27 protein-coding genes are annotated in these 26,034 nt (G+C 59.7%); 5 read left to right on the top strand and 22 right to left on the bottom strand.

All coding sequences use genetic code 11. The features are described from left to right. Positions 1 to 2: 2 nt before the first annotated feature. The 15 genes from lysS to BMX62_RS08165 all read right to left on the bottom strand — a co-directional run bounded on the left by lysS (position 3) and on the right by BMX62_RS08165 (position 15,318). Positions 3 to 1,499, bottom strand: coding sequence for a lysine--tRNA ligase (gene lysS, locus BMX62_RS08235; protein ID WP_090207188.1), 1,497 nt, complete (start codon positions 1,497 to 1,499; stop codon positions 3 to 5). 46 nt (positions 1,500 to 1,545) lie between these two features. Further along, positions 1,546 to 2,644 (bottom strand): peptide chain release factor 2 gene (gene prfB, locus BMX62_RS08230; RefSeq protein WP_143339707.1). Its coding sequence is split into 2 segments (ribosomal slippage): positions 1,546 to 2,568 and positions 2,570 to 2,644, totalling 1,098 coding nucleotides; the frame shifts between segments, so codons are not numbered across the junction. Between the two features lie 155 nt (positions 2,645 to 2,799). After that, the gene (gene flgL, locus BMX62_RS08225; RefSeq protein WP_090207182.1) at positions 2,800 to 4,068 is read right to left on the bottom strand and encodes a flagellar hook-associated protein FlgL; all 1,269 of its coding nucleotides are present in this window, start codon (positions 4,066 to 4,068) and stop codon (positions 2,800 to 2,802) included. A gap of 2 nt (positions 4,069 to 4,070) precedes the next feature. Then, positions 4,071 to 5,948, bottom strand: a complete 1,878-nt coding sequence (gene flgK / locus BMX62_RS08220) for a flagellar hook-associated protein FlgK (protein WP_090207179.1) — start codon at positions 5,946 to 5,948, stop codon at positions 4,071 to 4,073. A gap of 53 nt (positions 5,949 to 6,001) precedes the next feature. Beyond that, on the bottom strand, positions 6,002 to 6,985 hold the full coding sequence (flgJ, locus tag BMX62_RS08215; protein ID WP_090207175.1) for a flagellar assembly peptidoglycan hydrolase FlgJ: 984 nt from the start codon (positions 6,983 to 6,985) through the stop codon (positions 6,002 to 6,004). Positions 6,986 to 6,999: 14 nt separating this feature from the next. Beyond that, positions 7,000 to 8,124 carry a flagellar basal body P-ring protein FlgI gene (locus BMX62_RS08210; protein WP_090207172.1) on the bottom strand — a complete coding sequence of 375 codons (1,125 nt, stop codon included), beginning with the start codon at positions 8,122 to 8,124 and terminating at the stop codon, positions 7,000 to 7,002. Positions 8,125 to 8,135: 11 nt separating this feature from the next. Continuing rightward, complete coding sequence (gene flgH / locus BMX62_RS08205; protein ID WP_274377164.1) at positions 8,136 to 8,858, bottom strand: flagellar basal body L-ring protein FlgH; 723 nt, start codon at positions 8,856 to 8,858, stop codon at positions 8,136 to 8,138. 34 nt (positions 8,859 to 8,892) lie between these two features. Further along, positions 8,893 to 9,681, bottom strand: a complete 789-nt coding sequence (gene flgG / locus BMX62_RS08200) for a flagellar basal-body rod protein FlgG (protein WP_090207169.1) — start codon at positions 9,679 to 9,681, stop codon at positions 8,893 to 8,895. Between the two features lie 27 nt (positions 9,682 to 9,708). Next, on the bottom strand, positions 9,709 to 10,449 hold the full coding sequence (locus BMX62_RS08195; RefSeq protein ID WP_090207167.1) for a flagellar basal body rod protein FlgF: 741 nt from the start codon (positions 10,447 to 10,449) through the stop codon (positions 9,709 to 9,711). A gap of 15 nt (positions 10,450 to 10,464) precedes the next feature. Next, positions 10,465 to 11,712, bottom strand: coding sequence for a flagellar hook protein FlgE (gene flgE / locus BMX62_RS08190; protein ID WP_090207162.1), 1,248 nt, complete (start codon positions 11,710 to 11,712; stop codon positions 10,465 to 10,467). A gap of 52 nt (positions 11,713 to 11,764) precedes the next feature. Further along, a complete protein-coding gene (locus BMX62_RS08185; RefSeq protein WP_090207159.1) occupies positions 11,765 to 12,442 on the bottom strand; it encodes a flagellar hook assembly protein FlgD in 678 nt (225 codons plus the stop codon). Between the two features lie 12 nt (positions 12,443 to 12,454). Beyond that, entirely contained in the window at positions 12,455 to 12,874 is a 420-nt protein-coding gene (gene flgC / locus BMX62_RS08180; RefSeq protein WP_090207156.1) for a flagellar basal body rod protein FlgC, read from the bottom strand. Between the two features lie 17 nt (positions 12,875 to 12,891). Beyond that, positions 12,892 to 13,287 (bottom strand): flagellar basal body rod protein FlgB, encoded by a 396-nt coding sequence (gene flgB / locus BMX62_RS08175; RefSeq protein WP_090207154.1) that lies wholly within the window; start codon positions 13,285 to 13,287, stop codon positions 12,892 to 12,894. Positions 13,288 to 13,470: 183 nt separating this feature from the next. Further along, positions 13,471 to 14,301, bottom strand: a complete 831-nt coding sequence (locus BMX62_RS08170) for a CheR family methyltransferase (RefSeq protein ID WP_090207151.1) — start codon at positions 14,299 to 14,301, stop codon at positions 13,471 to 13,473. Between the two features lie 81 nt (positions 14,302 to 14,382). Beyond that, positions 14,383 to 15,318, bottom strand: a complete 936-nt coding sequence (locus BMX62_RS08165; RefSeq protein ID WP_090207270.1) for a chemotaxis protein — start codon at positions 15,316 to 15,318, stop codon at positions 14,383 to 14,385. 301 nt (positions 15,319 to 15,619) lie between these two features. Here BMX62_RS08165 and flgA point away from each other — a divergent pair, with 301 nt between their 5' ends. The 4 genes from flgA (at position 15,620) to BMX62_RS08145 (ending at position 18,230) form a co-directional block, all read left to right on the top strand. Then, complete coding sequence (gene flgA / locus BMX62_RS08160) at positions 15,620 to 16,354, top strand: flagellar basal body P-ring formation chaperone FlgA (RefSeq protein ID WP_238375915.1); 735 nt, start codon at positions 15,620 to 15,622, stop codon at positions 16,352 to 16,354. Next, positions 16,263 to 16,760, top strand: coding sequence for a flagellar biosynthesis anti-sigma factor FlgM (gene flgM / locus BMX62_RS13310; RefSeq protein ID WP_338011472.1), 498 nt, complete (start codon positions 16,263 to 16,265; stop codon positions 16,758 to 16,760). Before flgA ends, flgM begins: the two co-directional genes overlap by 92 nt. A 2-nt stretch (positions 16,761 to 16,762) precedes the next feature. Next, the gene (locus BMX62_RS08150) at positions 16,763 to 17,248 is read left to right on the top strand and encodes a flagella synthesis protein FlgN (protein ID WP_090207145.1); all 486 of its coding nucleotides are present in this window, start codon (positions 16,763 to 16,765) and stop codon (positions 17,246 to 17,248) included. A 253-nt stretch (positions 17,249 to 17,501) separates the two neighbouring features. Continuing rightward, positions 17,502 to 18,230 carry a flagellar brake protein gene (locus tag BMX62_RS08145; protein ID WP_143339705.1) on the top strand — a complete coding sequence of 243 codons (729 nt, stop codon included), beginning with the start codon at positions 17,502 to 17,504 and terminating at the stop codon, positions 18,228 to 18,230. Positions 18,231 to 18,496: 266 nt separating this feature from the next. Here the strand turns inward: BMX62_RS08145 and pufB (BMX62_RS08140) are convergent, their stop codons facing one another. The 7 genes from pufB (BMX62_RS08140) to BMX62_RS08110 all read right to left on the bottom strand — a co-directional run bounded on the left by pufB (BMX62_RS08140) (position 18,497) and on the right by BMX62_RS08110 (position 23,217). After that, a complete protein-coding gene (gene pufB / locus BMX62_RS08140; protein ID WP_008931729.1) occupies positions 18,497 to 18,634 on the bottom strand; it encodes a light-harvesting antenna LH1, beta subunit in 138 nt (45 codons plus the stop codon). A gap of 20 nt (positions 18,635 to 18,654) precedes the next feature. After that, positions 18,655 to 18,855: a light-harvesting antenna LH1, alpha subunit gene (gene pufA / locus BMX62_RS08135; protein ID WP_090207133.1), complete on the bottom strand. Its 201-nt coding sequence runs from the start codon at positions 18,853 to 18,855 to the stop codon at positions 18,655 to 18,657. Between the two features lie 705 nt (positions 18,856 to 19,560). Further along, a complete protein-coding gene (pufA, locus tag BMX62_RS08130) occupies positions 19,561 to 19,767 on the bottom strand; it encodes a light-harvesting antenna LH1, alpha subunit (protein WP_090207129.1) in 207 nt (68 codons plus the stop codon). 78 nt (positions 19,768 to 19,845) lie between these two features. Continuing rightward, a complete protein-coding gene (gene pufB, locus BMX62_RS08125; protein WP_008931732.1) occupies positions 19,846 to 19,995 on the bottom strand; it encodes a light-harvesting antenna LH1, beta subunit in 150 nt (49 codons plus the stop codon). Positions 19,996 to 20,240: 245 nt separating this feature from the next. Further along, the gene (locus tag BMX62_RS08120; RefSeq protein ID WP_090207126.1) at positions 20,241 to 21,683 is read right to left on the bottom strand and encodes a BCD family MFS transporter; all 1,443 of its coding nucleotides are present in this window, start codon (positions 21,681 to 21,683) and stop codon (positions 20,241 to 20,243) included. A 46-nt stretch (positions 21,684 to 21,729) separates the two neighbouring features. Next, entirely contained in the window at positions 21,730 to 22,560 is an 831-nt protein-coding gene (gene bchL / locus BMX62_RS08115) for a ferredoxin:protochlorophyllide reductase (ATP-dependent) iron-sulfur ATP-binding protein (protein ID WP_238375917.1), read from the bottom strand. 201 nt (positions 22,561 to 22,761) lie between these two features. Further along, positions 22,762 to 23,217: a zinc-ribbon domain-containing protein gene (locus tag BMX62_RS08110; RefSeq protein ID WP_143339703.1), complete on the bottom strand. Its 456-nt coding sequence runs from the start codon at positions 23,215 to 23,217 to the stop codon at positions 22,762 to 22,764. Between the two features lie 203 nt (positions 23,218 to 23,420). Between BMX62_RS08110 and BMX62_RS08105 the strand changes: the two genes are divergently transcribed. Beyond that, positions 23,421 to 26,012 carry a PEP/pyruvate-binding domain-containing protein gene (locus tag BMX62_RS08105; protein WP_090207116.1) on the top strand — a complete coding sequence of 864 codons (2,592 nt, stop codon included), beginning with the start codon at positions 23,421 to 23,423 and terminating at the stop codon, positions 26,010 to 26,012. Positions 26,013 to 26,034: the final 22 nt, after the last annotated feature.

Here is a 26,034-nt window from a genome sequence, read left to right as displayed (position 1 = left end):
CGTCAGGACACCTCGGGCCGCATGAGGGGGAACAACAGCACGTCCCGGATGGAGGGTGAGTCGGTGAACAGCATCACCAGCCGGTCGATGCCGATCCCCTCCCCTGCCGTCGGCGGCAGGCCGTGTTCCAGGGCCCGCAGGTAATCGGCATCAAAGTGCATGGCCTCGTCGTCACCGGCCTCCTTCTCCGCCACCTGGCGCCGGAAGCGCTCCGCCTGGTCCTCGTAGTCGTTAAGCTCGGAGAAGCCGTTGGCGATCTCCCGGCCACCGACGAAGAATTCGAAACGGTCGGTGACGAAGGGGTCGTCGTCGTTGCGCCGCGCCAGGGGTGATACCTCGGTGGGATAGGCGGTGATGAAGGTGGGGTCCTTGAGCCGGGGTTCCACCGTTTTCTCGAAGATCTCGATCCACACCTTGCCCAGACCGTCACTGTCCTTGAGGGGGATGCCCAGTTGCCGGGCCACCTCGCGGGCACGGGCTTCGTCGTCCAGGTCGGCGGCCGAGAGCGCCGGATTGAAATGCAGGATGGCGTCCTTGACGGTCATGCGGGCAAAGGGTTGGCCGAAGTCATAGGTATCGCCCTGGTAGTTCACCAACGTGGTGCCCAGCACGTCCCGGGCCAGGGTGCGCAGCAGGTCTTCCGTCAGATCCATGAGCTCATGGTAGGTCACGTAGGCCTCGTAGAACTCCAGCATGGTGAATTCGGGGTTATGCCGGGTGGAGAGCCCCTCGTTGCGGAAGTTGCGGTTGATCTCGTAGACCTTTTCGAAACCGCCCACCACCAGGCGCTTGAGGTACAGCTCCGGGGCAATGCGCAGGAACAACTGCATGTCCAGAGCATTGTGATGGGTGGCAAAGGGCCGGGCGGTGGCACCGCCGGGGATGGCCTGCATCATGGGGGTTTCCACTTCCAGGAACCCACGACGGTTCAGGTAATCACGGATTCCCTGGATGATGCGGGTACGGACCCGGAAGGTCTCCCGCACCGGTTCGTTCATGATCAGATCCACGTAACGCTGGCGGTAACGGGTTTCCATGTCCGACAGGCCGTGGAACTTCTCCGGCAGGGGCCGCAGGGACTTGGTCAGCAGACGCAGGCTGTCCACCTGTACCGACAGCTCGCCGGTCTTGGTCTTGAAGAGGGTCCCTTCGGCACCCAGGATGTCCCCCAGGTCCCAGGACTTGAAGTCCTGGTACACCCCTTCCGGCAGGGCATCCCGCTGCACGAAGAGCTGGATACGCCCGGACATGTCCTGCACCTGGGCAAAGCTGGCCTTGCCCATGACCCGTTTGGCCATCATGCGACCGGCCACGGATACCCGCACCGGGGCTTGCTCGAAGAAGGCATCGTCCCGCGCATCGTATTCGGCGTGGAGTTCACCGGCCATGGCGTTGCGACGGAAGTCGTTGGGGAAGGCGATGCCACCTTCACGCAGACGGCCCAGCTTCTCCCGGCGCTGGGCAATCAGCTTGTTTTCGTCCTGGGTCTGGTCGTTCATTGGCTTGATCGGGTCCTGATGGGCATGCAGTGCGTGAAACGGCGGCTCAAAGCCCGCTCTTGAGGCTGGCTTCGATGAAGGGGTCCAGATCACCGTCCAGCACGGCCTGGGTGTTGCCCACTTCCACGCCGGTGCGCAGGTCCTTGATGCGGGACTGGTCCAGCACATAGGAACGGATCTGGCTACCCCAGCCGATGTCGGCCTTGTTGTCTTCCATGGCCTGCTTCTCGGCGTTGCGCTTTTGCAGCTCCAGCTCATAGAGCTTGGCCTTGAGCTGCTTCATGGCCGTGTCCTTGTTCTTGTGCTGGGAACGGTCGTTCTGGCAGGCCGCCACCACGCCGGTGGGCATGTGGGTAATACGCACGGCGGACTCGGTCCGGTTCACGTGCTGACCGCCGGCGCCGCTGGCACGGTAGACGTCGATACGCAGGTCCGCCGGATTGATCTCGATGTCGATGTCGTCATCCACTTCCGGGGACACGAACACCGAGGTAAAGGAGGTATGACGGCGGTTGCCGGAGTCAAAGGGGGACTTTCGCACCAGACGGTGGACGCCGGTTTCGGTGCGCAGCCAGCCGAAGGCATAGGGGCCGTCAAAGCGGATGGTGGCACTCTTGATGCCCGCCACGTCCCCTTCGGAGACTTCCATCAGTTCGGTCTTGAAGCCGCGACGCTCACCCCAGCGCAGGTACATGCGCAGCAGCATCTCCGCCCAGTCCTGGGCCTCGGTGCCGCCGGAGCCGGCCTGGATATCGAGGAAAGCGGCGCAGCCGTCCATCTCGCCGGCGAACATGCGCTGGAACTCCAGTTCGCCCACCTGCTGTTCGAACCGTTCCAGATCGGCCTCGACGGCCTGGACAGTGTCCTCGTCGTTCTCTTCCTGGGCCAGTTCCAGCAGCTCGCGGGTCTCGGTCAGGCTATCGGTGAGGGTGGCCAGGTTGCCGACCACATGGTCCAGCTGGGCACGCTCGCGCCCCAGGGACTGGGCCTTCTCGGGGTCGTTCCAGATGTTGGGGTCTTCCAGTTCCCGACCGACTTCTTCCAGGCGCTCGCGCTTGGTATCGAAGTCAAAGATACCCCCTCAGGGCTTCCACACGCCCTTGCAGATCCTTGATTTGGGAAAACAGCGGGTTGAGTTCCAGCATCGCTTGGCCTTTCAACGGGGATGTCAATGGGGAAAAGCCGGGTATTGTAGCAGAGCTGCTGGGAACGGGTGGAGATGCAGTCGCCCTCATCCCCGCCCCTCACCCCTCTCCCTTGGGGAGAGGGGATTTTGACGTCTCTTTCATCATCTTGGGCATTAACGCAGGTAGTCGAACAGGGACAGACGCTGGACCTGCACATAGGTCTGCTGGGCCGCCTGCAGGCCCACCTGCTGGAGACTGAAACGGCTGATGGCATCGGCATAGTCCAGGTCGCGGATTTCCGAGAGGGTGGATTCCAGTTGCAGGGTTTGTTCTGCATGCAGGCTATTTTGAGACTCCACCGCGTTGAGCCGGGTGCCGACAGTGGCCCGGACACTGAGCAGGTGCTCCATCATGTTGTCCATTTCCGTCAGGGCCTGATTGATGGCGTTATTGACCGGTGTCGTGCCGCCACCGCTGGTCCCACCTTCAAGGGCGTCCACCAGCTTGTACAGGCCATCAAAGACGGAATGGGGCTGGGCCGGTTCGATCAGAAACTCATCTTCATCTGCCGGAGTACCGGTCACCTGGACCTGGATGCCGTGGAATGAAATGGCAGTGCCGTCCACATAGGGTACCGGGCCAGGGGTTGGATTGCCGTCGGCACCGATGACATCCACTGGATTATCGGCATCATCCAGTACCTGATATTGCAGATTGCCATCGACGTCCTCGCTGAAGGCCAGCCGATAGGGGGCATTGGCGGTATTGGCCTCCCATGCGGCTATATCGGTGACAGTCCCGCTACTGATGATACCGGAACCGGTATTGTCCCCATCCGGCGACACGGTGAACACCCCATTACCATTGAGCAGGGCCTGACTGCCTGAGTCACCAAAAACCGTACTGCCCGCATCCCCCAGACGCACCTTGCGCACCGGGCTGATGCTCACCTCTCGCTGCTCCCCGTCCCCCTGGTAGATCACCTTGCCATCGCTGCCCACAGTAAAGGGCTGGATGTGGGACTGATTGCCGGCAAAGATATACTCGCCGTTGGCATCCTTGGTGTTACCTAATTCCATCATTTCCTGAATGATCTGGCGGATTTCCAGGGCGATATAGCCTCGGGTTTCATCGGTCTGGGTGGCGTTGTTGGCCTGTACCGTCAGGGTGCGCACCCGCTGCATGCCATCACCGATGGCGGCAATGGTCACCTCCGCCAGTCGCAGACGCTGCTCGGCTAGAGCGCCGTTGCGCTGGAACTGCTTGGTCTGCTGGATACGGCTTTCAAACTGCAGGGTCTGGACACTGCCGCTGGGATCATCGGAAGGTGACAGGATGCGGCGGCCCGTGCTCAACTGGTTCTGGGTTCGAGACATCTCAGCCTGCTTGCGCTGCATGGTCTCGATGCCGTTTTGAAACATCTGGGTGGTGGAAATTCGCATGACTAGCGCCTCACAATACCGATCAGGGTGTCAAACAGGGCGTTGGAAGCCGAGATGACCTGGGCCGATGCCTGATAGGCCTGCTGATAACGGATCAGGTTGGCGGCTTCCTCGTCCAGATTGACCCCCGATATGGTTTCCCGTTGATTGATGGCATCCGCCAGCAACCGTTGCTGGGCCTCGGAAGCCACTTCCAGCTTGCGTGTCTGGGTGCCGATATCAGCGATCAGCATGTTGTACGACCCCTCAATGTCGGTCATGCCGTTGTCCAGAATGCGGGCACCCTGGATGCCGGTCATGGCCAGCGCATTGCGGTTATCACCGATAGTGGGATTGGCATTGGGGTTGAGTACAAAGCTGTCACCTTCCTGGGGGGTGCCGTGGATGGTGATCTGCATGCCGTCCTGAAGCACCCGCCAGACATCATCGGCAAGCTTTTCAAAACCGGCGGCAGCAGGATCGGCGGAATCAAAAGTCACCGTGATCTCGCTACCGTCCCAGTTACCGAACGCTGTCGGGTCCACCACGCTCACCGACTGCACCTGAGCGTGGCCGGTATTGGTGGCAGCGGGGTTGGCGATCACTGCCGGTGCGGCGGCCAGGGTGTTGGGGTCATCCATCAAAAACCGAATGTCCCGGGCTGCATTGCGGGTGGGCTGCAGCATGAAGCGATCCCCGGCTTCGGCACCCGCAGGCAGATTGATGATCAGCCCGTTGACCCGGATATCACCGTTGGCATCGGCGTCCGGTAGTGGGACTGCTGTGCCCTGAGGGTGGGTGCGCAAGGTCCAGTCGGTCCCGTCATAGCTCAGCCGGTAATCGCTGGTTTTGAGTTTGGACAGTTCCGCCGGATCAAACCGGACTTCGGGCAACTCACTGCCGGGCCGACTGGGAATCACCCCCGGCCTGGGCACCTGAAATAGATCTCCACCGGGATCACCATTCAGGTCCACCCCGGCCCGATGCTGGTTGTTGAAGGCCAGGGCAATGCTCACCGCTGTTCTGCCCAGATCGTTCTGGGTCTGTTCCAGGGTGGAGCGCACCGTCAGCAACCCCCCCAGATGGCCGGTATTGGACAATTTACGGCTGATGTCCCCGGTGCCGGCAAAACCGATTTCCAGGGGCATACCGGGACTGGGGGCACGGGCCTGCAGGGTGTGGGATTCATGCCCCATCACCAGGGTCTGACCCGAACCAATAAAGACATTCAGTCCCCCCTGCCCCGCCTCCACCGTGCTCACATCCACGAATTTGGACAGGTCCAGCAGCAACTGCTCCCGCTTGTCCAGCAGATCATTGGGGGGCATCCCCCGGCTCCAGGCACTGCTGATCTGCTGATTTAACTGGGCAATGGACTGGGCAATGCCATTGATCTCGTCAACAGCGGTTTCAATCTGGCCATTGACGATGGTCTGCTGATCCTTGAGCCGCTGATCCAGAAAATGAAACCGGTCCACCAGGGATTCGGATTCGGCCAACACCACGGTACGTTGCGCCGTGGAAGTGGGATCATTGGCCAGTTCCTGAAACGAAGAAAAGAACTTCTGCAAGCCCGGCGACAGCCCGGCGGCGGCGTCCGCCAACAGGTTGTCGATGCGCTTGGTAAAACCGTATTGGGTGCCAAAGTATTCACTGGTGGTGGTGGTGGCCCGCAACTGGGTCTGAACAAAGTCGTCGTACATGCGCTTGATGGCGCTGATGTTGACGCCCTGGCCCACATAACCCACGGGGGAGCGCAGGGGATTTCGGGTCTCCTGTTCCACCGTCTGGCGGCTATAGCCTTTGGTGTTGACGTTGGCGATGTTATGACCGGTGGTGTCCAGGGCACGCTGTGCAGTGCTCAGACCAGAGGTACCGATACCAAGTAATCCGAAACTCATGATGCCTCCCAGGCAAAATGCCGTAATTCAGGAATGAAGGGTGTGTCCATGGCTTATCCGCCCCTGCGGGAAGTGGGGGATGCCCTCTGCCCGTCGAGGGTGGCCAGGTGATTGCCCAAGGCGCCTCGCTGCAGAATGCTGAGTATCTTGTTGGCATACTCCGGGTCGGTGGCATAACCAGCCGCCTGCAGTTCCCTCAGGTAGGCTTCGCTGTCCTCCGCCACGCTCAGGGCTTGCCGGTAACGGGGGTTGGTCTGGAGAAAATTCACATAGTCGTCAAAGCTCTGGGCCGGACTGTCATAGGCCCGGAACGCGGCCCGTTGCATTTCCGGCACGCCCCCCACATATTCCAGGGTCCGGACATGTACCCGTTCCCCTTCCCAGCGCCGGTCGGCCTTGATGTTGAACAGGTTGTAACTGCTGCGGCCATCACCGTGGTTGATCACATGCCGACCCCAGCCGGTCTCCAGGGCAGACTGGGCAATGAGCACTTCAGGGGCCACCCCCAAGGCTTGCCCTGCCCGCTGGGCATGGGGCCACAGGGTCTGAATGAAGGCCTGGGGCGAATCGGGTGCCCAATCCTCAAACGGCGCCCCCCGACTTTCAGCCCGGTGGGGGGCCGTGGCTCCAGACCGGGCAGAGGCGGCCTGGGCAGCCTCCAGCGCCGCCCGCATCACCGGCACCCGATGGGTAGGCAGGTTCAACGCCCCACCGGTTTGGGTGCCTTCTCCGGCACCGATGCCCGTCAACTCCCGCATCACCTGCTCCCGCAGGCCAATGCCCTGACCCTGGGCCATATCCAGGGCAATTTGCTGGTCAAACATGCCTTCAAAGAAACGGGTATGTTCGCCGGTAAGTCCTCCATCGGTGGGCATCGCGGCCCGCATGCTCTTGAGCATCTGCTGGATGAACAGGGCCTCGAACTGACGCGCCACCTCGTCCGCCGCTTCCACGGAACCGGACTGGGTCCGGGCGCGCAGTTCCGCCAGGCCGTGCATGTCGGTGTAGTGGTAACTGCTGGCGATATGGCTGGTCATCTCCCCATCCTCCCTCAGATCACGATCAGCTCGGCCCGCAGGGCGCCGGCCTCTCGCAGAGCTTCGAGAATCGACACCAGATCACCCGGCGCGGCCCCCACCTGATTCACGGCACGAACAATTTCGTCCAGGGTCACGCCGGGATTGAACAAGAACATGCGGCTGCCCTCTTCCGTCACTTCGATGTCCGTCTGCGGCGTCACCACCGTCTCCCCCTGACCAAAGGGAGCGGGCTGGGAGACCTGGGCACGCTCGGTGATGGTGACCGTCATGCTGCCGTGGGATACCGCCGCCGGCATCACCCGCACATTGCTGCCGATCACCACGGTGCCGGTGCGGGAATTGACGATCACCTTGGCCGGCGGCTCGCCGGGCTGGACCCGCAGGTTCTCCAGCATGGAAATGAAGGACACCCGCTGGCCCGGATCACGGGGTGCACTCACCCGTACCGAGGAACCATCCAGGGGACGGGCGGTGCCCGGACCCATGACATCGTTGATGGCATCACTCAGGCGATTGGCGGTGGTGAAATCATGGCGATGCAGGTTCAAGGTGACGTAATCCCCTTGGGCGAAGGATGACGGCACTTCCCGCTCCACCGTGGCGCCGTTGGGAATTCGTCCCACGCTGGGTACATTGACGCTGACCCGGGAGCCATCGGCGCCGGCCACGCCCAGTCCACCCACCACCAGACTACCCTGGGCCACGGCATAGATCTGGCCGTCGGCCCCCTTGAGCGGGCTCATGAGCAGGGTACCTCCCCGCAGACTGCCCGCATTGCCGATGGAAGACACGGTGACGTCGATGGTCTGCCCCTGCTTGGCAAAGGGCGGCAGGTCGGCATGGATCATCACCGCCGCCACATTGCGCAACTGGGGATTGACGTTGGGGGGAATGGTGACCCCCAACTGACCCAGCATGTTCTTGAGGCTCTGTACCGTAAACGGGGCCTGGGTGGTCTGGTCGCCGGTGCCGTCAAGGCCCACCACCAGGCCGTAGCCCACCAGTTGGTTGCTGCGGACCCCGGCCACCGAGGCCATGTCCTTGACCCGCTCGCCGGCCACTGCCCCCAGGGGCAGGATCAGCACCGGCAGCAGCAGGATCAGAACCAGGGAAAGGGTGCGTATGGGCTGTTGCATGATGGCGACTCCTAGAAAGGCCAGACCGGGCTGTTGAAGAATCGGCTCAGCCAGCCCTGACGGTTACTGTCGGCCAACGCCCCCCGTCCGCCATAGGCCACCTGGGCGGCGGCCACCTGAGTGGACAGGATGGTGTTGTCGGCGCGGATATCCACCGGGCGGACAATGCCCCGCAGCCGGATGTATTCCTCGCCCTGATTGATCTTGAGCCACTTTTCTCCCTGTACCACCAGATTGCCGTTAGGCAGTACCTCCGACACCATCACCGTGATGGAGCCGTCAAGCTGGTTACTCTGGGAAGAATCCCCCTGGCCATCGAAGGCGCGGTTGCCGCTGATGTCGGTGCCCAACAGGGGCCGGCCATTATGGGTGACCGGTCGCCCCAGGATGGTGGGGTTGGCCATGCCCACGCTGGCTTCCTTGCTGGTGGAAGTGCTGGCGGACTTGCGGGCCTGGGTGCGTTCCGCCAGCAGCACCGTCAGCACGTCGCCCACCTGGCGAGCCTTGTAATCGGCAAAGAGTCCCTGCACCCCGGTGGGCTGAAAAATGGCGCCATTATTGTGTTCCGGAGGTACGGGCATGGGCGGCATGACGGTGGCAAAGTTTGGGTTGTCACCCCGCTCCACCGGCTTCACCGTGGCGCACCCGCTCATGATCACCAGCAGGCATACCAAGGGCAGGCCCGCGAGGGCGAGCGGCGGTCGTATTGCTGTGTTCGGATGTGAGGTGTTCATGATGGGCTACCTTGGGTCATGAATCAGACGGCCATTACAAATTGTTGTTGACGTACTGCATCATCTGGTCGGCGGTGGAAATGGCCTTGGAATTGATCTCGTAGGCCCGCTGGGTTTCGATCATGTTCACCAGTTCCTCGGCGATGTTCACGTTGGAGCTTTCCAAAGACCCCTGCATCAGCCGGCCCAGGCCATCCTGACCGGGATCACCCTGCTGGGGAGCACCGCTGGCGGCGGTTTCGATGAACAGGTTCTGGCCAATGGGCTGCAGGCCGGCGGGATTGACGAAGTCGGCCAACTGGATGTTGCCCACTTCCACAGGGGCATTTTCCTGGCCGGCCAGGGTGACGCTGACAATGCCGTCCTGGCTGATACTGATGCTGGTGGCCCCTTCGGGTATGAAAATCCCCGGCTGCAGTTCAAAGCCGTTGGACATGACCATCTGGCCATCGGCGTTGAGCTGGAAACTGCCGTCCCGGGTGTAGGCCATGTTGCCTTCGGGGGTCATGATCTCGAAGAACCCCCGCCCCTGAATGGAAATGTCCAGGGCGTTGTCGGTCTGGATGTGATTGCCCTGGGTGAAGGTTTTGTCGGTGGCCACGGTGCGTACCCCCACCCCGGTCATCAGGCCGGTGGGCAGCTGGTTATTCTGCGCGGCCTGGGCGCCCGGTTGGCGAATGGTCTGGTAAATCAGATCCTCGAAGGAGGCACGCCCCTTCTTGAAGCCGGTGGTGTTGACGTTGGCCAGGTTATTGGAGACCACGGACATGCGGGTCTGCTGCGCGTCCAGGCCGGTCTTGGCGATCCAGAGTGCTTGATTCATGGGTATGTCCTCCTATTGGGCAGCCGATCAGGACATGCGCAACAATTGCGCACTGCTGCGGTCCAGGTCTTCGGCGGTCTTCATGAGCTTGATGTGGGTCTCGAAATTCCGCGCCAGCTCGATCATGTTGACCATCGCTTCCACGGTGTTGACGTTGCTGCCCTCCAGAAACCCGGAGACCAGGGAGACCGCCGCATCGGCGGGCTCCACCAAACCATCGTCCCGGCGGAACAGTCCGTCCTCGCCCCTGGCCAGGGTTTCCAGGGGGGGATTGACCAGCTTCACCCGACCCACCTCGGCCAGCACATTGGCTTCCTGGCCGAGGGGGCGGATGCTGATGGTGCCGTCGCCGCCGATGAGAAGGGTCTCAAAGGGCGGGATGGCGATGGGGCCGTCCTCCCCCAGAACCGGCAGGTCGTTGCCAGTGGTGAGCAGGCCCACGTTATTGATCCTGAAATTGCCCGCCCGGGTGTAGGCCTCGGTGCCGTCCATGGCCTGAACCGCGATCCAGCCGTCACCCTGCACCGCCACATCCAGATCCCGACCGGTGGCGATATGGGGACCGGGGGTAAAATCCGCCTTGACCGACTCCAGTTGCACGTAATCGCGGCTGTCGAACACCGGCCCACGCATAGGATGGTTGATGAATGTTTCCAGACTCTTGCGAAAGCCAGTGGTATTGGCATTGGCCAGATTATGGGTGTTGACCTGCTGGGAATGTGCCGCCTCCCGAGCGCCGGTCATGGCGATGTAGAGCATGCGGTCCATCAGTCGTTACCTCCGTTAGCGGATGTTGATGATGGTCTGCGTGAGGGTATCGGCGGTGCTGATCACCTGGGCGTTGGCCTGGAAGTTGCGCTGGGCACTGATCAATTTGACCAGCTGTTCGGCAATGTCCACGTTGGAGCCTTCAAAGGCGCCCGCCTGCAGCAGGCCGAAACCGTTATCACCCGGTGCGCCCATCAAGGGCTGGCCGGATTCGAAGGTTTCCACCCAATTGGTGCCACCCACGTTCTTGAGGCCCTGGGGATTGGTGAAGTTGGCCAGGGCCACCTGACCCAGTGCCACCGTGGCACCGCTGGTGAAGCGGGCAAACACCACGCCGTCATCTCCCACGTCCACGCCGATCAACTGGCCGGAAGTAAAGCCATCCTGCTCCAGGGCGATCACGGAGAATTTGTCGCCGTACTGGGTGGTGTCCGACAGGTTCAGTTCGATTTCAATGGGGTCGGCGGGGGCATTGGGGCCGCCGGCCGTGGGAATGGTCAGGTTCAGGGGCGGAAACGGCTCACCGTCCTCCCCCTGCAGGGTGCCATCCTCGGCAAAGGTGAACCCGGCCGGGTCCAGGTCGATTTCCTGACCATCGGAGGAAGCAAAGACCTGCCATTCATTACTCTCTTCCTCGCCCACCTTCCTGAAATACAGGGTCAGGGTCCGCGGCAGGCCCTGGGAGTCATATACAGTCACCGCCGTGGAATGGTTATAGCCATCGGGATCGGCAACCCCGGTGTCTTCATCAAATGCAAACTCCGCTTCCGGTTCCACGGCACTGGCGGGCAGATTCATCAGGGCATTGATGACGGAGGTCTGCTGGGGCGCCGCCAGACCAGTGGTCAAACGCAGATCCTGCATGGCGCCCACCTGACCGGGATTGGGAAACCCCTGCAGACGCTGGCCGGCGGAGTTCACCACAAAGCCCTCCCGGTCCACCTGGAATTGCCCGGCGCGGGTGTACTGGATACCATCGCCGGACTTGAGCACGAAAAAGCCATCCCCGTTGATGGCCATGTCCAGACTTCTGCCGGTGAACTCCAGATTGCCCTGGGAAAAGTTCTGGGACACGGCAGCCAGCTTTACACCGTTGCCGATGGCAGTCTTGGAGACGCCTGAGCGGGAGGTGGCGAAAATGTCCGCAAACTCGGCCCGCGAGCCCTTGAAACCCGCGGTGGAGGCATTGGCAATATTATTGCCGGTCACATTCAGGTCTGATGATGCCGCGTTCAGACCGGTCAATCCGATATTGAAAGGCATGGTGAACTCCTTAACTGTCTGATATTTAAAATCCAGGCTCGGGCCCGCGGCCTCAGCCGATGCGCCGGACCTTGGCCAACTCGATCTCTCCAAAACCGTCAATGGACAACATGACGGGGCTGTTGGGCCCCTGGCCCAGCCGGACACTGTCCACCCGGGCATTGAGCAACACTTGGGGTGGCGCACTGGCGCCATCCAACTGGGCCTGGGCGCGGAACTCGTAAATCCCCGGCACCGCCGGTTCCCCATCGTCCTTGATGCCATCCCAATGGAAGGTTTTCAGTCCCGATGACTGGGCGCCCATATTGATCTGCCTGACCAGTTGCCCGGCCTCGTTGTAAACACCAACAGTCAAGTTGTTGACGGATTTCGGCAAATCCACACCACCGCGAATCTCGCTCTCCTCCTGCAGTACCGCCATGTCCACCGGCACCAGCACCTCCCGATCCACCAGACTGGCGGCCTGGAGGGTCTGGCTGGATTGCATGGCACTGGCAATACCGTCAAAGGATTTTTTCAGTTCATTGATGCCGTTGACGGTGCCGAACTGGGCGATCTGCCCCAGGAATGCCCCGCTTTCCATCGGCTCAAAAGGATCCTGGTTATTCAACTGGGCAATCATGAGTTCAAAAAACTCCGCCTGCCCCAACTCGTCCCGTTTCCGGTCCTTATCTGATTCGGCGCCAGTCAGGCCCAGGCTCTGCAACGTACTAAAATCAATCGCACTCATCGTCTGTCCCTCTTATGATTGGCCCATTTGCAGGGTTCGCAGCAGCAGTTGCTTGGTGGTATTCATCACTTCCACGTTGTTTTCATAACTGCGAGAGGCGGAAATCATGTTGGCCATCTCGTCCACCAGATTGACGTTGGGCATGAAGACATAGCCGTCCTCGTTGGCCAACGGATGATGGGGTTCGTATCTGGCCTTTGGCTCGGCGGCACTTTCCACAATGCCGGCCACCCGCACCGGCGAGGTGGATGCGCTGCCGCCAAACTGATCCATCACGGTCTGAAAGACCGGCTGCTTGGACCGATAGGCCTGTTCCGGGGTGGTGCTGGCCACCTGGGCATTGGCCATGTTGCTGGCGATGGTGTTCAGGCGTACCGACTGGGCACTGAGTGCCGACCCGGAAACATCGAAAATCTTGAACATGTTGCTCATGGGGTATCCCTCCTCAATTACTCACCCTTGAGGGCGGTGCGTAGACTGGTGAATTTCCTGCCGAGAAAGTCCAGACTGGCCTGGTACTGCACGGTGTTTTCGGCAAAAGCGGCCTGCTCCAGCTGGGGGTCCACCGTATTGCCGTCCAGAGCCGGCTGGGTGGGCACCCGATACAAAGGCTCCATACCCAGTCCCTCGGCTCCATCCCTCATGTGGGCAGCATGGGTCAGACGCAGATTCAATGCGCCGTCCCGTTGGGTCCGGCTGAGAATCTGACGAAAGTCCAGATCACGGGCTTTGTAGTTGGGGGTGTCGGCATTGGCGATGTTGGAGGCGAGCAACTCCAGGCGCTTCGACCGCACCTGGAGCGCGTCACCATGGATGCCAATGGCTCTGTCGATGGAAAGTGGCATGGGACTCGACCTCAAAGATATGCTTGGAGGTCAATTTGCAATCTACATGCCAGTCCTAAAAAACGCTTTTATTTTCAGGGTGTTGGAAATATTCTGCCAGAACGGCAATGGGGTATGACGACAAGATATCGCCATCTTCGGAAGGTCCGACCGGTGAAATCGGTCGGGTTATTGACGCCCGGCTCAGCGCAGACGATAGACCACGCCAGGATTACAACGCACCATTTCAAAGGCGTCGGAGTAATTGGCCATGGATTCGGAGGCCCCCAGAAAAAGGTACCCCCCCGGATTGAGGGTCTGGGCAATGCGCTTGAGGATCAACTTCTTGGAGTCAACGGAAAAATAGATCAACACATTGCGGCAAAACACCACATCAAACCGACCCAGCAGGGCGTAGCTGTCCATGAGGTTGAATTCCCGAAAGCTGGCTCGGGCCTTGATTTCAGGCCGTAGCGCCCACCGCTCACCCTTTTGGACAAAAAACCGGTTGCGTCGCTCCAGGGAAAGGCCACGGGCTACAGCCAGGGAATCATAACTGGCTTCCCTGGCTTCCTTGAGCACGGCCCCGGAAATATCCGTACCGATAATCTGCACATCCCGCAAATTGCCGGGCCGGGACTGCTGGTATTCGCTAAACCCCATGCTGATGGAATAGGCTTCCTGCCCGGAGGAGCAGGCGGCAGACCAGATACGCGGCGCATATCCTGGCCCCTTTTCCTTGGCCAATTCCGGGTAGATGCGCTGCTTGAGAATTTCAAAGGGAAATACGTCCCGAAACCAATAGGTCTCGTTGGTGGTCATGGCCTCGATGACCCGCTCCCGCAGTCCGGGATTGCGTCCCAGCTTGAGCTGCCTGAGCAGTTCGCTGACCGAAGACACAGCAAACTCGTTCATGAGCCGGGACAGACGACTGTTCACCAGATAGTGCTTGTTTTCTCCCAGAACCAGTCCGCAGGACTTTTCCAGGAAAAGCCGGAAATCCTCATAATCCTGAGATTCAATAGGGCCAGACAAGGTGAATTCCTGTGGTCGATCAATCTTGCGTAGTGGCTGCCAAAATGCCACAACGAGGCATTTTGGCAGGCAGTATACCCTTCACCCTACCTTGGCACCATCCGACTGCAGGTGGGTAAGGACTGCTTCGGCCAACTCATCGGGACTGAATTTGGGCAAGAACCGGTCGGCACCGGCCCGACGGACCAGAGTCTCGTTGAACGTTCCGCTCAGGGAAGAATGCAGCATGACATATAATCCGGCCAGGGCCGGTTCCTTGCGAATGGCGGCTGACAGGGTGTAGCCGTCCATTTCCGGCATCTCGATATCGGAGATCACCAGTCCAATCTGCTCGTGAATGGGGCCCTGGGCGGCCATCTCCAGCAGGGCATCCAGGGCTTGGCGACCATCATTGAACACCACAGCCTCGACGCCGATCTGGGTCAATGCCCGCACCACCTGCTTGCGGGCCACCGCAGAATCGTCGGCAACTAGGGCGCGGCGTACATGCCCCCCCTCATGGACGCCAGCGGTCACCATGTCGCTGACATCCCTGGCCGGGCCGGTAATCATCTCCAGAACCTTTTCCACGTCGATGATTTCCACCAGTCGATCATCGATCTGGGTCACGGCCGTCAGAAAACTGTCCTTGTGGGTGCCTCGCGGCGGTGGCCGAATCTGGTCCCAGTTGAGGTTGACAATGCGATCCACCGAGGCCACCAGCAGCCCCTGAATCGACCGATTGAATTCGGTCAGAATGACAAATGCCTCACTGCGCCCTGGATCGATAGGGGGCAAACTCAGGGCCAGGGCCAGATCCACCACGGATACGGTCTTGCCCCGGAGGGTGGCCACCCCGCGGATAATGGAATGAGCGCTGGGCAAGCGATTGAGATTAGGGCAGGCGATGACTTCCCGGACCTTGAATACATTGATGGCGAACAGCTGCCGGGTGCCCAAGGTAAACAGGAGCAATTCCAGACGATTCTGCCCCACCATCTGAGTTCGACGATCAACGTCATCCAGCAAGCTGCTCATCAATTTTGCGCGAAAGACCCCATGAAACATGGAGCGGGACGGCGCACCGTGCACAGCACGATCACGTCACCCTGGTCGCGTCCTCCTGTATCGGTTTGGGTTAAAGGATGATTCCAGAAAAAACCATGCCGTTACATTAGCTGCCCACCCAACACTATAATCGGCTCGAATCGAGATTTCTTGATAAATTTTCTGGCCCTTAAATTGCATGCTTTCCTGCAGTGGGGCCGAAAAGTCGGTTCCCCGTCATGGGTCGCCTCATCAGGAGGCAGCCCCAGTCACTATGGGAGGTAATACCGACATGACCCCGGAACACCGGACATTGCAGGGCGTCGCACGCCGGTTACTGCTGGGATGCATGATCCTCTGCGGTACCGGCCCGGCGATGGCCACAGCCATTCAGTCCCATGACAGTATTCTGACGGTGGCCAGTGACTTTCTTGACGCTCAGGCCCGGGCCCATCATGGTGATGATCTGGTGGTTCAGGTCCGCCCCGGTAACCTGGACCCCCGTTTACGACTTCAGGCCTGTGGAGCCGAACTGGAAGCCTTTTTGACCCCGGGTACCCGCATGATCGGTAACACCACCGTCGGTATACGTTGCCCGGCACCGGCCCCCTGGAGCCTGTTTGTCCCCATGCAGGTCAACGTGCGCGGGGAGGTGGTGGTTCTGGAACGCCCCTTGCCCAGGGGTGCCCTCATTGCCTCCGGGGATATCAGGGTCGAACTGAGGGATCTGGGTAACCTGCATGGAGGATACCTGACCAATCCTGCCGAGGTGAGCAATATGGTACTGCGCCGGGGTTTGCCTGCAGGCACCGTGTTGTCACCGCAGATGGTGGAGCCTCAACGATTGGTCCACAGGGGTGATACGGTGATCCTGCTGGCCCAGGGGGGGGGTCTCTCGGTGCGCATGGAAGGACTGGCCCTGGCCCACGGGGCCTATGGAGACCGGGTCACGGTACGCAATCTGTCCTCCCGGCGCGTTGTGGAAGGCCGGGTGCTGTCAGCGGGCGTGGTGGGTGTTAATATGTGAAATAAATGCGCTGAAATGCCCTAAAGAAATTTTTCAGGTCGCCGATATCGTAGGTAAGAAATGGCCGTTCAGTGCATGCGAGGAACGCGTTATGTCAATAGACATCAAAAGTTTGACCCAAACACAGCCCCGCGGTGTCGGTGACAATCGCAGTGTATCCGACACATCCAGGAGTTCCCGTACCACCATCGGTACAGGGCTTCCTGCTGCCATGGGCGACCGAATCACTCTGACAGAAACAGCCCGCCGCCTGAGTACGCTGGAGCAAAATGCCAAGGGGCAACCTTCGGTAGACCAGGACAAGGTCGCGGCCATTCGTCAGGCCATACAGGAGGGGCGCTATGAGGTCGATGCCCGATCGGTGGCGGCCAATCTCATGAAAACTGAAAACTGGTATCCGTCCTGACCATGGAAACACGCCCATTCCCCGAGCACCTGGAGCAGATTCTGACCCGTTCCATTGGTGAGGCTTCTGCCCTGGAACATGCCCTGCAACGCGAAGCTCAGGCGCTGGGGACGCGGGATGTGGACGCGCTCAACGCAGCGGTGAGCGAAAAGCAGCAACGGGTCAAAAACCTGGAGTCCCTGACCCAGGAGCAAGGCGCTCTGCTCAAACGGGAGGGCTATGAAAACAATGCCCACGGCATGGCCTGCTGCCTGAGGGACTGGGATCAGGAACAACTTATCCAGCCGGTCTGGGACCGACTGGTGGATGTCATATCCCGTTGCCGGGAACTGAACCTGGCCAACGGCGGCGTGGTGGAAGGCAAGCGACGAACCGTAGATCAGGCCCTGCACATTTTGCGTGGCGAGGATCATCGCACCGAGCTTTACAGCGCCAGTGGCCGCACCACCTTTTCCTCCGGTGCATCAAGGCCCATCACCAAGGCCTGAACAATCCCCCCTGTCGGTGTCATTTACTGTGGTTTGATGACACACTTTCCGTGATTATTTCCTGGACTGTGCTAGCCTCAGTGAGAGACAGCATAAAAAATCCTGCAGGGCAAGCGGCCCCCAGGGCATAACACCCCTGTCTCAACATGATCTATTGGCAGCCGGTGCTCAGGCACCACGCTGATTTTGGCGGCTACACCACCTGCCGCCACCTCACCCCCCACCAGGGCGGGTGTTTTTTGCGGAGGAACTGATGAATCAGACACTGCGCTCTTCCCCTGCCTCGACCATGCATGTCGCTGACCAGAATCGGGTTCATGGTCTTTTCAGACAGCTGGAGGCACAACAGGCACTGATCAACGTCCGCTTTGACGGCGATCACGAATTCTTCCACGGGACGCTCAGCCGCATGGACCCATCCCGAGGGTGGCTCTTTTTGAGCGAGTTGTCACCCTACCAGGGCAATCTGCGCATGGCACCGGGCCAACCTGTCCATCTCTATGGCATTTTGGAAAATCAGTGTCTGCATTGCCAGACCGATACCCTTCACAGCGGGGAACATGACGGTGAGGCGTTCCACGTACTCGCCATGCCCACGACCCTGGACTCAGAGCAAAAACGGGCCCATATCCGGGCGCGGGTAGGGGGCGGGCAAGGGCCGTCAATCACCCTGATCAATGAAGCAGGACGGCGGTTTCGCGGCCAACTGGTTGATATTTCCCTGGGCGGCCTGAGTGCGGCTTTTTCCCCGGACACCCCGATACACGACCGGGAACTGCTCACCGTGGTGGATCTCGCCCTGCCGGGCATTCTTCCCATTGAATGCGGAATGCAGGTTCGCTTTGCCAGCGATCACCAACAGGCCGGAGAGCGTATGATCGGAGGACGTTTTTTTGATCTTGCCCCAGAAGATGAACAGGCCCTGCTACGCAGTATCCTGATCATGGAACGGGAAAAGCGGCGCCAGGCTGAACCGGCCTGAGAACGAATATAATCCCACATCCCCCGGCTCAGGCTGCGGGGATGGACGGGATTACGAGGAATAGCTGGACTCAGGACGGCGTGTGCTTAAAGGACAATCGGAGAGGGGGAACAAGAAAAGCAACACGTGGAAGGTAAGGAAGTAGAGGGGCCTGAAAGATCCCCGGCTGCCGGCCTCTGCAAAAGTCACGGCAACCGGTAATATTGATCAATCAGGTCCACCTCTACTGCACTGCAGGTCATGCAACTGCTATATGCAGCCCCTTCTTAGTAGAAGGGTCTCCACAGGAACACCAGGAAGTGAGCAGCAGCAGCAATCACCATGAACACGGTGAAGGTGGTCTTGAACTGCTCGTGGAATTCCTTGGCTTGTTCTTCGCTCAGGCCGGAGATGCTGTCATTCATGATCTATATCCTCTCTCTTGTTACTCAGAAGCTTCAACAGCGCTGGCGTCGAAGGTCAGCGGGTTGTAGTTGTCATTGGAGTACACAAAAGCGTGTACAGCCAGAGCAACGACGAGAACGGCCATCAGAATGGGCATCAGCCAGGTGCCGGGGTTAACCACCAGCCACAGCTTCCAATCGTCTCTGGGGTTGCTCGGCTTGCTCGGTCTGTATTCACTCATTGATATTGCCCTCTTGGTTTATGACCTTGGCCATCACAAGGTGGCCAGGATGTTTGCAACCACCGCATGACAAAACGGCTCAGTTGCTTTCAAATGCCTTTGAACCATCCTGTTCCAGATCCTGATCATCAATCACTATGCTGACTGCAGGTTCGGGACAGGTCTTCCTGATCGAGTTCCTGTGCTCCGTGGCGATGTTCGATGGTGAGTCCTGATCATGGAACATCACTGCGGCATGGGTGTAAGTCTACGTTGACAGCACTGAATGTCAAGGCAACACAACAGAATTTCAAAACGGGCTGAAAAACAGCCTAAAATCCTATTTAAACATTTAAAAACAATAAGTTAAAAGCATCGCATCCAGCCAGAAAGCAGTGGTATCCCGTTTAGAGCGAAACTTATTAGTGACCCAGATCAGTTTGAGTCAGCTTACATCCCCCACGGATAAATCCGGGAATTTTACTCAGGGTTTCGCCAAAATCCCGGGCCTGACCCCGCACGGGTACAGCCACCTCCAAAAGCCACTCAGGACAGCTCAGGCGCCGTATCGGCACACCAACAGGGGGAACCCCCAAATACCGCCCTTGCAGATTTTCTGGCCCTCTGGCTGCTGAACAGGTTTTGATACAGGCATTACCGACAAAAAAATGGCCGACGATTACTCGTCGGCCATTTTGACAATCTCAGAACTGAAGTGTCAGCGGATCAAGCGACGTCTTCAGCCTGCACAGTGGTCACATCGCTGCGCAGCGGATTGTAGTTGTCATTGGAGTACACGAAAGCGTGCACAGCCAGAGCCACCACAAGAACTACCATCAGAATCGGGATCAGCCAAGTGCCGGGGTTGACCACCAGCCACAGCTTCCAGTCGTCGCCAGGGTTGCTGGGCCGCTTTGCTCTGTATTCGCTCATTGAAATCACCCTATCAATTAATTCCGAACTCACATTCAGTCTGACGTGACGCGGGACTACCGCGCACCGGTACCATTCTTAGTAGAACGGTCTCCACACGTAGACGAGGAAGTGAGCAGCAGCGGCCAGAGCCATGAACACGGTGAAGGTGGTCTTGAACTGCTCGTGGAATTCCTTGGCTTGCTCTTCGGTAAGACCGGAAATGCTCTGCACGTATTCGTCGGACATTCAAAGACCCTCCATAGGGTTTGCTATGACTACTCGAATTCATCGACTCCAGCAGCGGTACTCGCTTTGTAGCCCTGAATTCGGGCTTCAATCCCCTGCCTTGAGTCTGGGTGTAAGTCTACGCTGACGCCCATCCATGTCAACGGGGAGGAACAGGGTTTTGAGGTGAATGAAGCAAGACCGTTGACCGGGATCAAGTTTTCATGTGGTGCCCGCCCAGCCATCAAAGCAGGGCGGGCAGTCCCTCAGGTGGTGGGGAAATCACTCATGCCAAATTTGTCCGATGGCCCCATGTTGGGCGGCTCCTCTTTGGATCGCAGCAACGGGAAGAGGGCCACCAGGGCAGCCAGCAACAGCACGATTTCCAGATAGTACACCGCCAGATATCCGGTGGCGGGCGCAGCCAGGGTTTCCCCCAGCCAGCCGTTACCGGTGATCCAGCCCACCAGATCACGAATGGCTCCCCCCAGGAAAATCGCGCCCCCGGCGGCAGTGGCCTGTACCGCGCCCCAGGCCCCCACGGCCATGCCACTTTGCTCATTGCGGGCAAAACCCATCATGGCCAGCAGGGTGGACACTGCAAACAGGCCCCCACCAAAACCGATCAGGAATGCACCAAAACGAAAAATAATGGTGGAATCCATGGGCACTGCAATCACCACCACAATGAAGGCCACCACACCCACCACAGCACCGATGGAGGCAATCCGGTAACAGTTGGCCCCCTGGGTCAGCAGTCGGGCGGCCAGGGCAAAGGCAATCAACATCCCGGTGGCCCAGGTGGCAGTGAGCGTGGTGGTGGCTGCCACCGACATACCCAGAATTTCCCCGCCATAGGGTTCCAGTAGAATATCCTGCATGTTGAAGCCCGCCGTACCCAGGGCAATCACCACCAGCAACCGCCGGATATGCCCGATGCCGCTAAAGGCTCGCCAGGCCTCCATGAATGGCACTCCCGGCTCGTGCCGGGCTTTGGCCCGCTGGTTGTTGATAGCCTCCTGCTTCCACAGGGCGGCCAGATTCAGCAGGATGGTCAGCACCGCCACCCCCTGCAGGACTTCGATCAAACGACCGGGGGTATAGTCGGTGAGCAAGAAGCCAAACACCGAAGAGGCCAGCACCATACCCAGCAACAGCACCACATATAACAGCGCCACCACCCGTGGCCGCTGCTCCGGGGTTGCCAGATCCGTGGCCAGGGCCAGACCGGCGGTCTGGGTCATGTGCATCCCCGCCCCCACCAGCAAAAAGGCGATGGCGGCAGATAACGGACCCAGGAAGGCCGGTCCACTGCCGTCCGCCAGCACCAGCAGAGCGAAAGGCATGATGGCCAGACCGCTGAACTGCAGCAGCGTCCCCATCCACAGATAGGGCACCCGTCGCCAGCCAAAGGCAGAACGGTGATGGTCTGATCGATGCCCCATCAGCGCCCGCAGAGGCGCAAACAACAGGGGCAGGGACACCATCAGGGCCACGATCCAGGCTGAAACCCCCTGCTCCACCACCATGACCCGGTTGAGGGTTCCGGTGAGCAGCACCATGGACATGGCCACTGCCACCTGAAATAGTGCCAGACGCAACAGTCTCGGCAATGGCAGATCCCGGGTGGCCGCATCGGCAAACGGCAGGATCTTGGTGCCAAAGCGGCTGAGCAGTCCCATGAAAGCACCGGATGTACCCTTGCTCATCAGCCCGACTCCTTGTCACTGGATTGAACGAATCGTTTGGTGGTCATCAGTCAAATCCCAGAAAGTCGAAAATTTCACGATCCTTCATTGGCTTGGCCCGCTGAGACTCCACACCATCCAACAGACATTGAGCCAGGCGCATGTATTCATCCTGGGCAATCTTGAGTTCGTCCTCGGGGGGCATCTCAAATACGGTGGATTTTTTCAGACGACTGCGCCGGATCACATCCAGCAACGGGAAATGGGCCAGACGCCTGAGTCCCACTGCGGTATTGAAACGGTCAATTTCATCGGTATTGACACTGCGATTGGCAATGACACCGCCGATACGCACCTGATAATTCCTGGCTTTGGCTTCAATGGCAGCGGCAATCCGGTTCAGGGCAAAGATGGAATCAAAATCGTTGGCGGTGACAATCAGGGCCTGATGGGCATGTTGCAAGGGTGCGGCAAATCCGCCACAGACCACATCTCCCAGCACATCGAACACCACCACATCGGTGTCTTCCAGCAGATGATGCTGCTTGAGCAACTTGACCGTCTGGCCCACCACATAGCCGCCGCAACCCGTACCCGCCGGCGGACCTCCCGCCTCCACGCACATGACGCCGTTGTAGCCCTCGAACACGAAATCCTCGGGGCGCAACTCCTCCTCGTGGAAATTGACCGACTCCAGTACGTCAATGACCGTGGGCACCATACGCTTGGTCAGGGTGAAGGTGGAATCATGTTTGGGATCGCAACCGATCTGGAGCACCCGCTTGCCCAAGCGGGAAAAGGCAGCCGACAGATTGGAAGAGGTGGTGCTTTTGCCGATACCGCCCTTGCCGTAGATGGCAAATACACGGGCGGAACCAATATCCAGGTGGGGGTCCATGGCAACCTGGACACTGCCCTCCCCATCCGGGGGTGCGGCGCAGTCTTTATGGCAGGTGGAATTCACGCATTGGCCTCCTCGGGAATGCTTGCAACAGAACGCTCATAGGGTTCTAAACAGTGAAAAACGGGATGACGGCGCCCGGCCCGGCCATCCCTGGACCGGGGCGCTGGGAACAGGCCGTCTGTGCAAGGCAGCGATTCAGCTGCCCAGATTGCGGTGATACCAGAGGTTTCTGGCTTCGTTGTAGAACAGCCAGATGATGCCAGAATAGACCATGATATCCGCGATGTAGAACACCAGGGCGCGCCCTTCCTCGTCGCTGACGCCCATAAAGCTCCTCATGCCCATTCCCAGACTCAGACCGCCAAAGAACAGCAGCACCGACATGATGCGATGGCGCTGCACCCGATCAGTAAAGGCCAGGTATTCCTGCTCCCCCCGCAACCATTCCTCATCGACTTCCGGTTCCGGATCCGGTTCCGGCGCCGATGCGGGCGCCGATGTGGGTTGCTGAATCCGGGACGGCTCCGGGGCATCGGCCTGCCAGGCCTGAGACCCGGAAGACTCCAGAGCGATGGGTGCACCGCACCCTGGGCAGGTGGGCGCCTTGTCCGAAACCTGACGGCCACACTCAGGACAGTCTATCAATGCCATTTCTGATCCCCTGTAGAATTTGATTGCCATACATTCAGGCCGACGGGTCGATCCAGCCGCGTATCATGACCCTGGCCGGCAGGTGGCACGGCCAGCCATGATACTAGGCGATTTGCAACGGGTGAATAGGCACGGCACTGCAACCGGCCCTGCCGGGTGACCCAGGTCATTGGCAGGGCAGTCTGCGACACGGAGAAAGCATAATGGCGCTACATCAGAATAATCGGGTTTCCACCGGCCTTGAAGGCCTGGATGAGGTGATCGACGGTCTGCGCATCGGGGATAATGTGGTCTGGCGCGTGGATCATATGGAGGACTATCGACGTGTCATTGATCCTTTCGTGACCGCCGCCCGGCAACGACAACGGGCCATCATCTACCTGCGATTTGGTCACGATGCGCCACTGGTGGCACCGGCGCCGGATGTGCATGTGGTTCAGCTGGACGCCCTATGGGGGTTTGAGGCCTTTACCTGCCATGTCTACCAGTTGATCACCGACCACGGACGGGGCGCCTTTTACGTCTTTGACTGCCTCTCGGATCTGCTGTCCGCCTGGGCCACCGATCTGATGGTGGGTAATTTTTTCCAGGTGGTCTGCCCCTATCTGTATGAACTGGATACGGTGGCCTACTTTGGTCTGCTGCGCCAGCGTCACTCCCATCACACCGTGGCCCGCATCCAGCAGACCACCCAGGTGCTCATCGACGTGCGTCGCACCCAGCAGGAATGTCATGTTCAGCCGGTCAAGGTCTGGAAGCGCCATTCTCCCACCCTGTGCCTGCCCCACCGTTGGCAGGGTGACCATTTTACCCCGGTGATCGACAGCAGTGATGCCACCCGGGTACAAACTGCCCTGGCCCAGGATCATGCCCAGGAACCCCAGCGGCATCTGGATTATTGGGATGCCTTGTTCCTGAATGCCGCCGAATCCTTGAACCGAACCGACGATCCGACCCGTCAGGCGGCCCAGGTGGAACGCCTGTGCCGGGTCATGCTGGGCCGGGATGAGCGTATCCTGAACATGGCTCGCCGTTACTTTACCCTGACAGATCTGCTGGCCATCCGTGCCCGCATGATCGGCAGCGGCCATATTGGCGGCAAGGCGGTGGGCATGCTCCTGGCCCGGCAGATTCTGCTCAAGGAGGCGCCAAAGACCTGGACCCGGCATCTGGAACCCCATGACTCCTTTTTTCTGGGTACGGATGTCTACTATTCCTTCCTGGTCCACAACGGCTGGTGGCCCAGAATCATGCGCCAGCGCACGGCAGAGGGGTATTACAGCGAAGGCCAGGCCCTGCACGAGCGGATGTGTCATGGCCGTCTGCCCGACGAAATCCGTGCTGAACTGGCCCGGATGCTGGATTATTTTGGCCAGTACCCCATCCTGGTACGCTCCAGCAGCCTGCTGGAGGACGGTTTTGGCAATGCGTTTGCGGGCAAGTACGACAGCGTCTTTTGTGTCAATCAGGGGACGCCTGAAGCCCGTCTGGAGCAACTGGAACAGGCGGTCTGTCAGGTGTTTGCCAGCGCCATGAGTGAAGATGCCCTGGTGTACCGGGAGCAACGGGGGCTGGCGCAGCTGGAAGAACCCATGGCCCTGCTGCTGCAGCGGGTCAATGGCCGTTATCATGGTCGCCATTATCTGCCGGATGCCGCCGGGGTGGGGGTCTCCCGAAATATTTTCGTCTGGGACAAGGAGATGGACCCGGCAGCGGGCATGGTCCGGCTGGTCATGGGCCTGGGCACCCGGGCCGTAGACCGCAACGACGGCGATCATGCCTGTATCATTGCCCTGGATCACCCGTTGAAACGGCCCTTTGCCCATGCAGATGATGGCCGTTTCCTGCAACATCAGGTGGACACCCTGGATGTACTGGACAATGCCCTGCTCAGCCGCCCCCTGCGGGAGCTGATCCGGGAAGACATGACACCAATCCTGCGCTGGTGCGGCCAACAGGACCACAGCGTGGGAGAGACGCCGGTATGGCGGCTGAATTTTGTACCGCTGCTGGACCGTACCCCGTTCGTACCGATGATCCAGCAACTGCTGCAGACCCTGGAATCCGTGTATGACTATCCGGTGGATGTGGAATTTACCGTGCATCTGGGTCAGGACGGCACCCCCTCTTTCAATCTGGTGCAATGCCGCCCCTTGCAAACCCGGGGTGCCAGCCGTCAGGTACAGCTCCCAGAGGCACCCGATGCAGAACGGATTGTGTTTCGCACCCAGGGACATTTCATGGGGGGCAGTCTGGACCAGCCTATTGCCCGGGTGATCCGGGTGGAGGGGCTTCGGTACAGCGCCCTGACCCTCCAGCAAAAATACACCGTGGCTCGACTGGTGGGTCAGCTCAACCGACGCATGCCGGATCGGGATATCCAGCCCACCGTACTGATCGGCCCTGGCCGCTGGGGCACCAGCACACCAGAACTGGGGGTGCCCATCCGGTTTGCGGACATCAGTCGCATGGCGGTGCTGGTGGAAGTGGCGGAGCTGGGAGGCGGCATTATTCCCGACCTGTCCTATGGCTCCCATTTTTTTCAGGATCTGGTGGAATCGGGCATTGCCTATGTGGCCCTGTTACCCCAGAACAAGCACACCGACTACGCCCCTCACCGGCTCAACACCCTGGCCGCAGAGCATATCCCGCCAGACCTGGTGGAAGGACTGGATGAGGCTGTACTGGAGGCAGTGACGGTCCATGATGTACGCGCCCTGGACCTGAGACTGCTGGCGGATGTGGTCAGCCAGCAGGTGCTATGTTACATGGGCAGACCCGCCACCGGCCCATGACAGGGCCGGTGGGGCAGCACAG

It is taken from the genome of Ectothiorhodospira magna, from assembly GCF_900110965.1.
GTDB lineage: Bacteria > Pseudomonadota > Gammaproteobacteria > Ectothiorhodospirales > Ectothiorhodospiraceae > Ectothiorhodospira > Ectothiorhodospira magna.
Note: the sequence above shows the minus strand (reverse complement) of the source record. Positions and strands in the feature narration are given on the sequence as shown.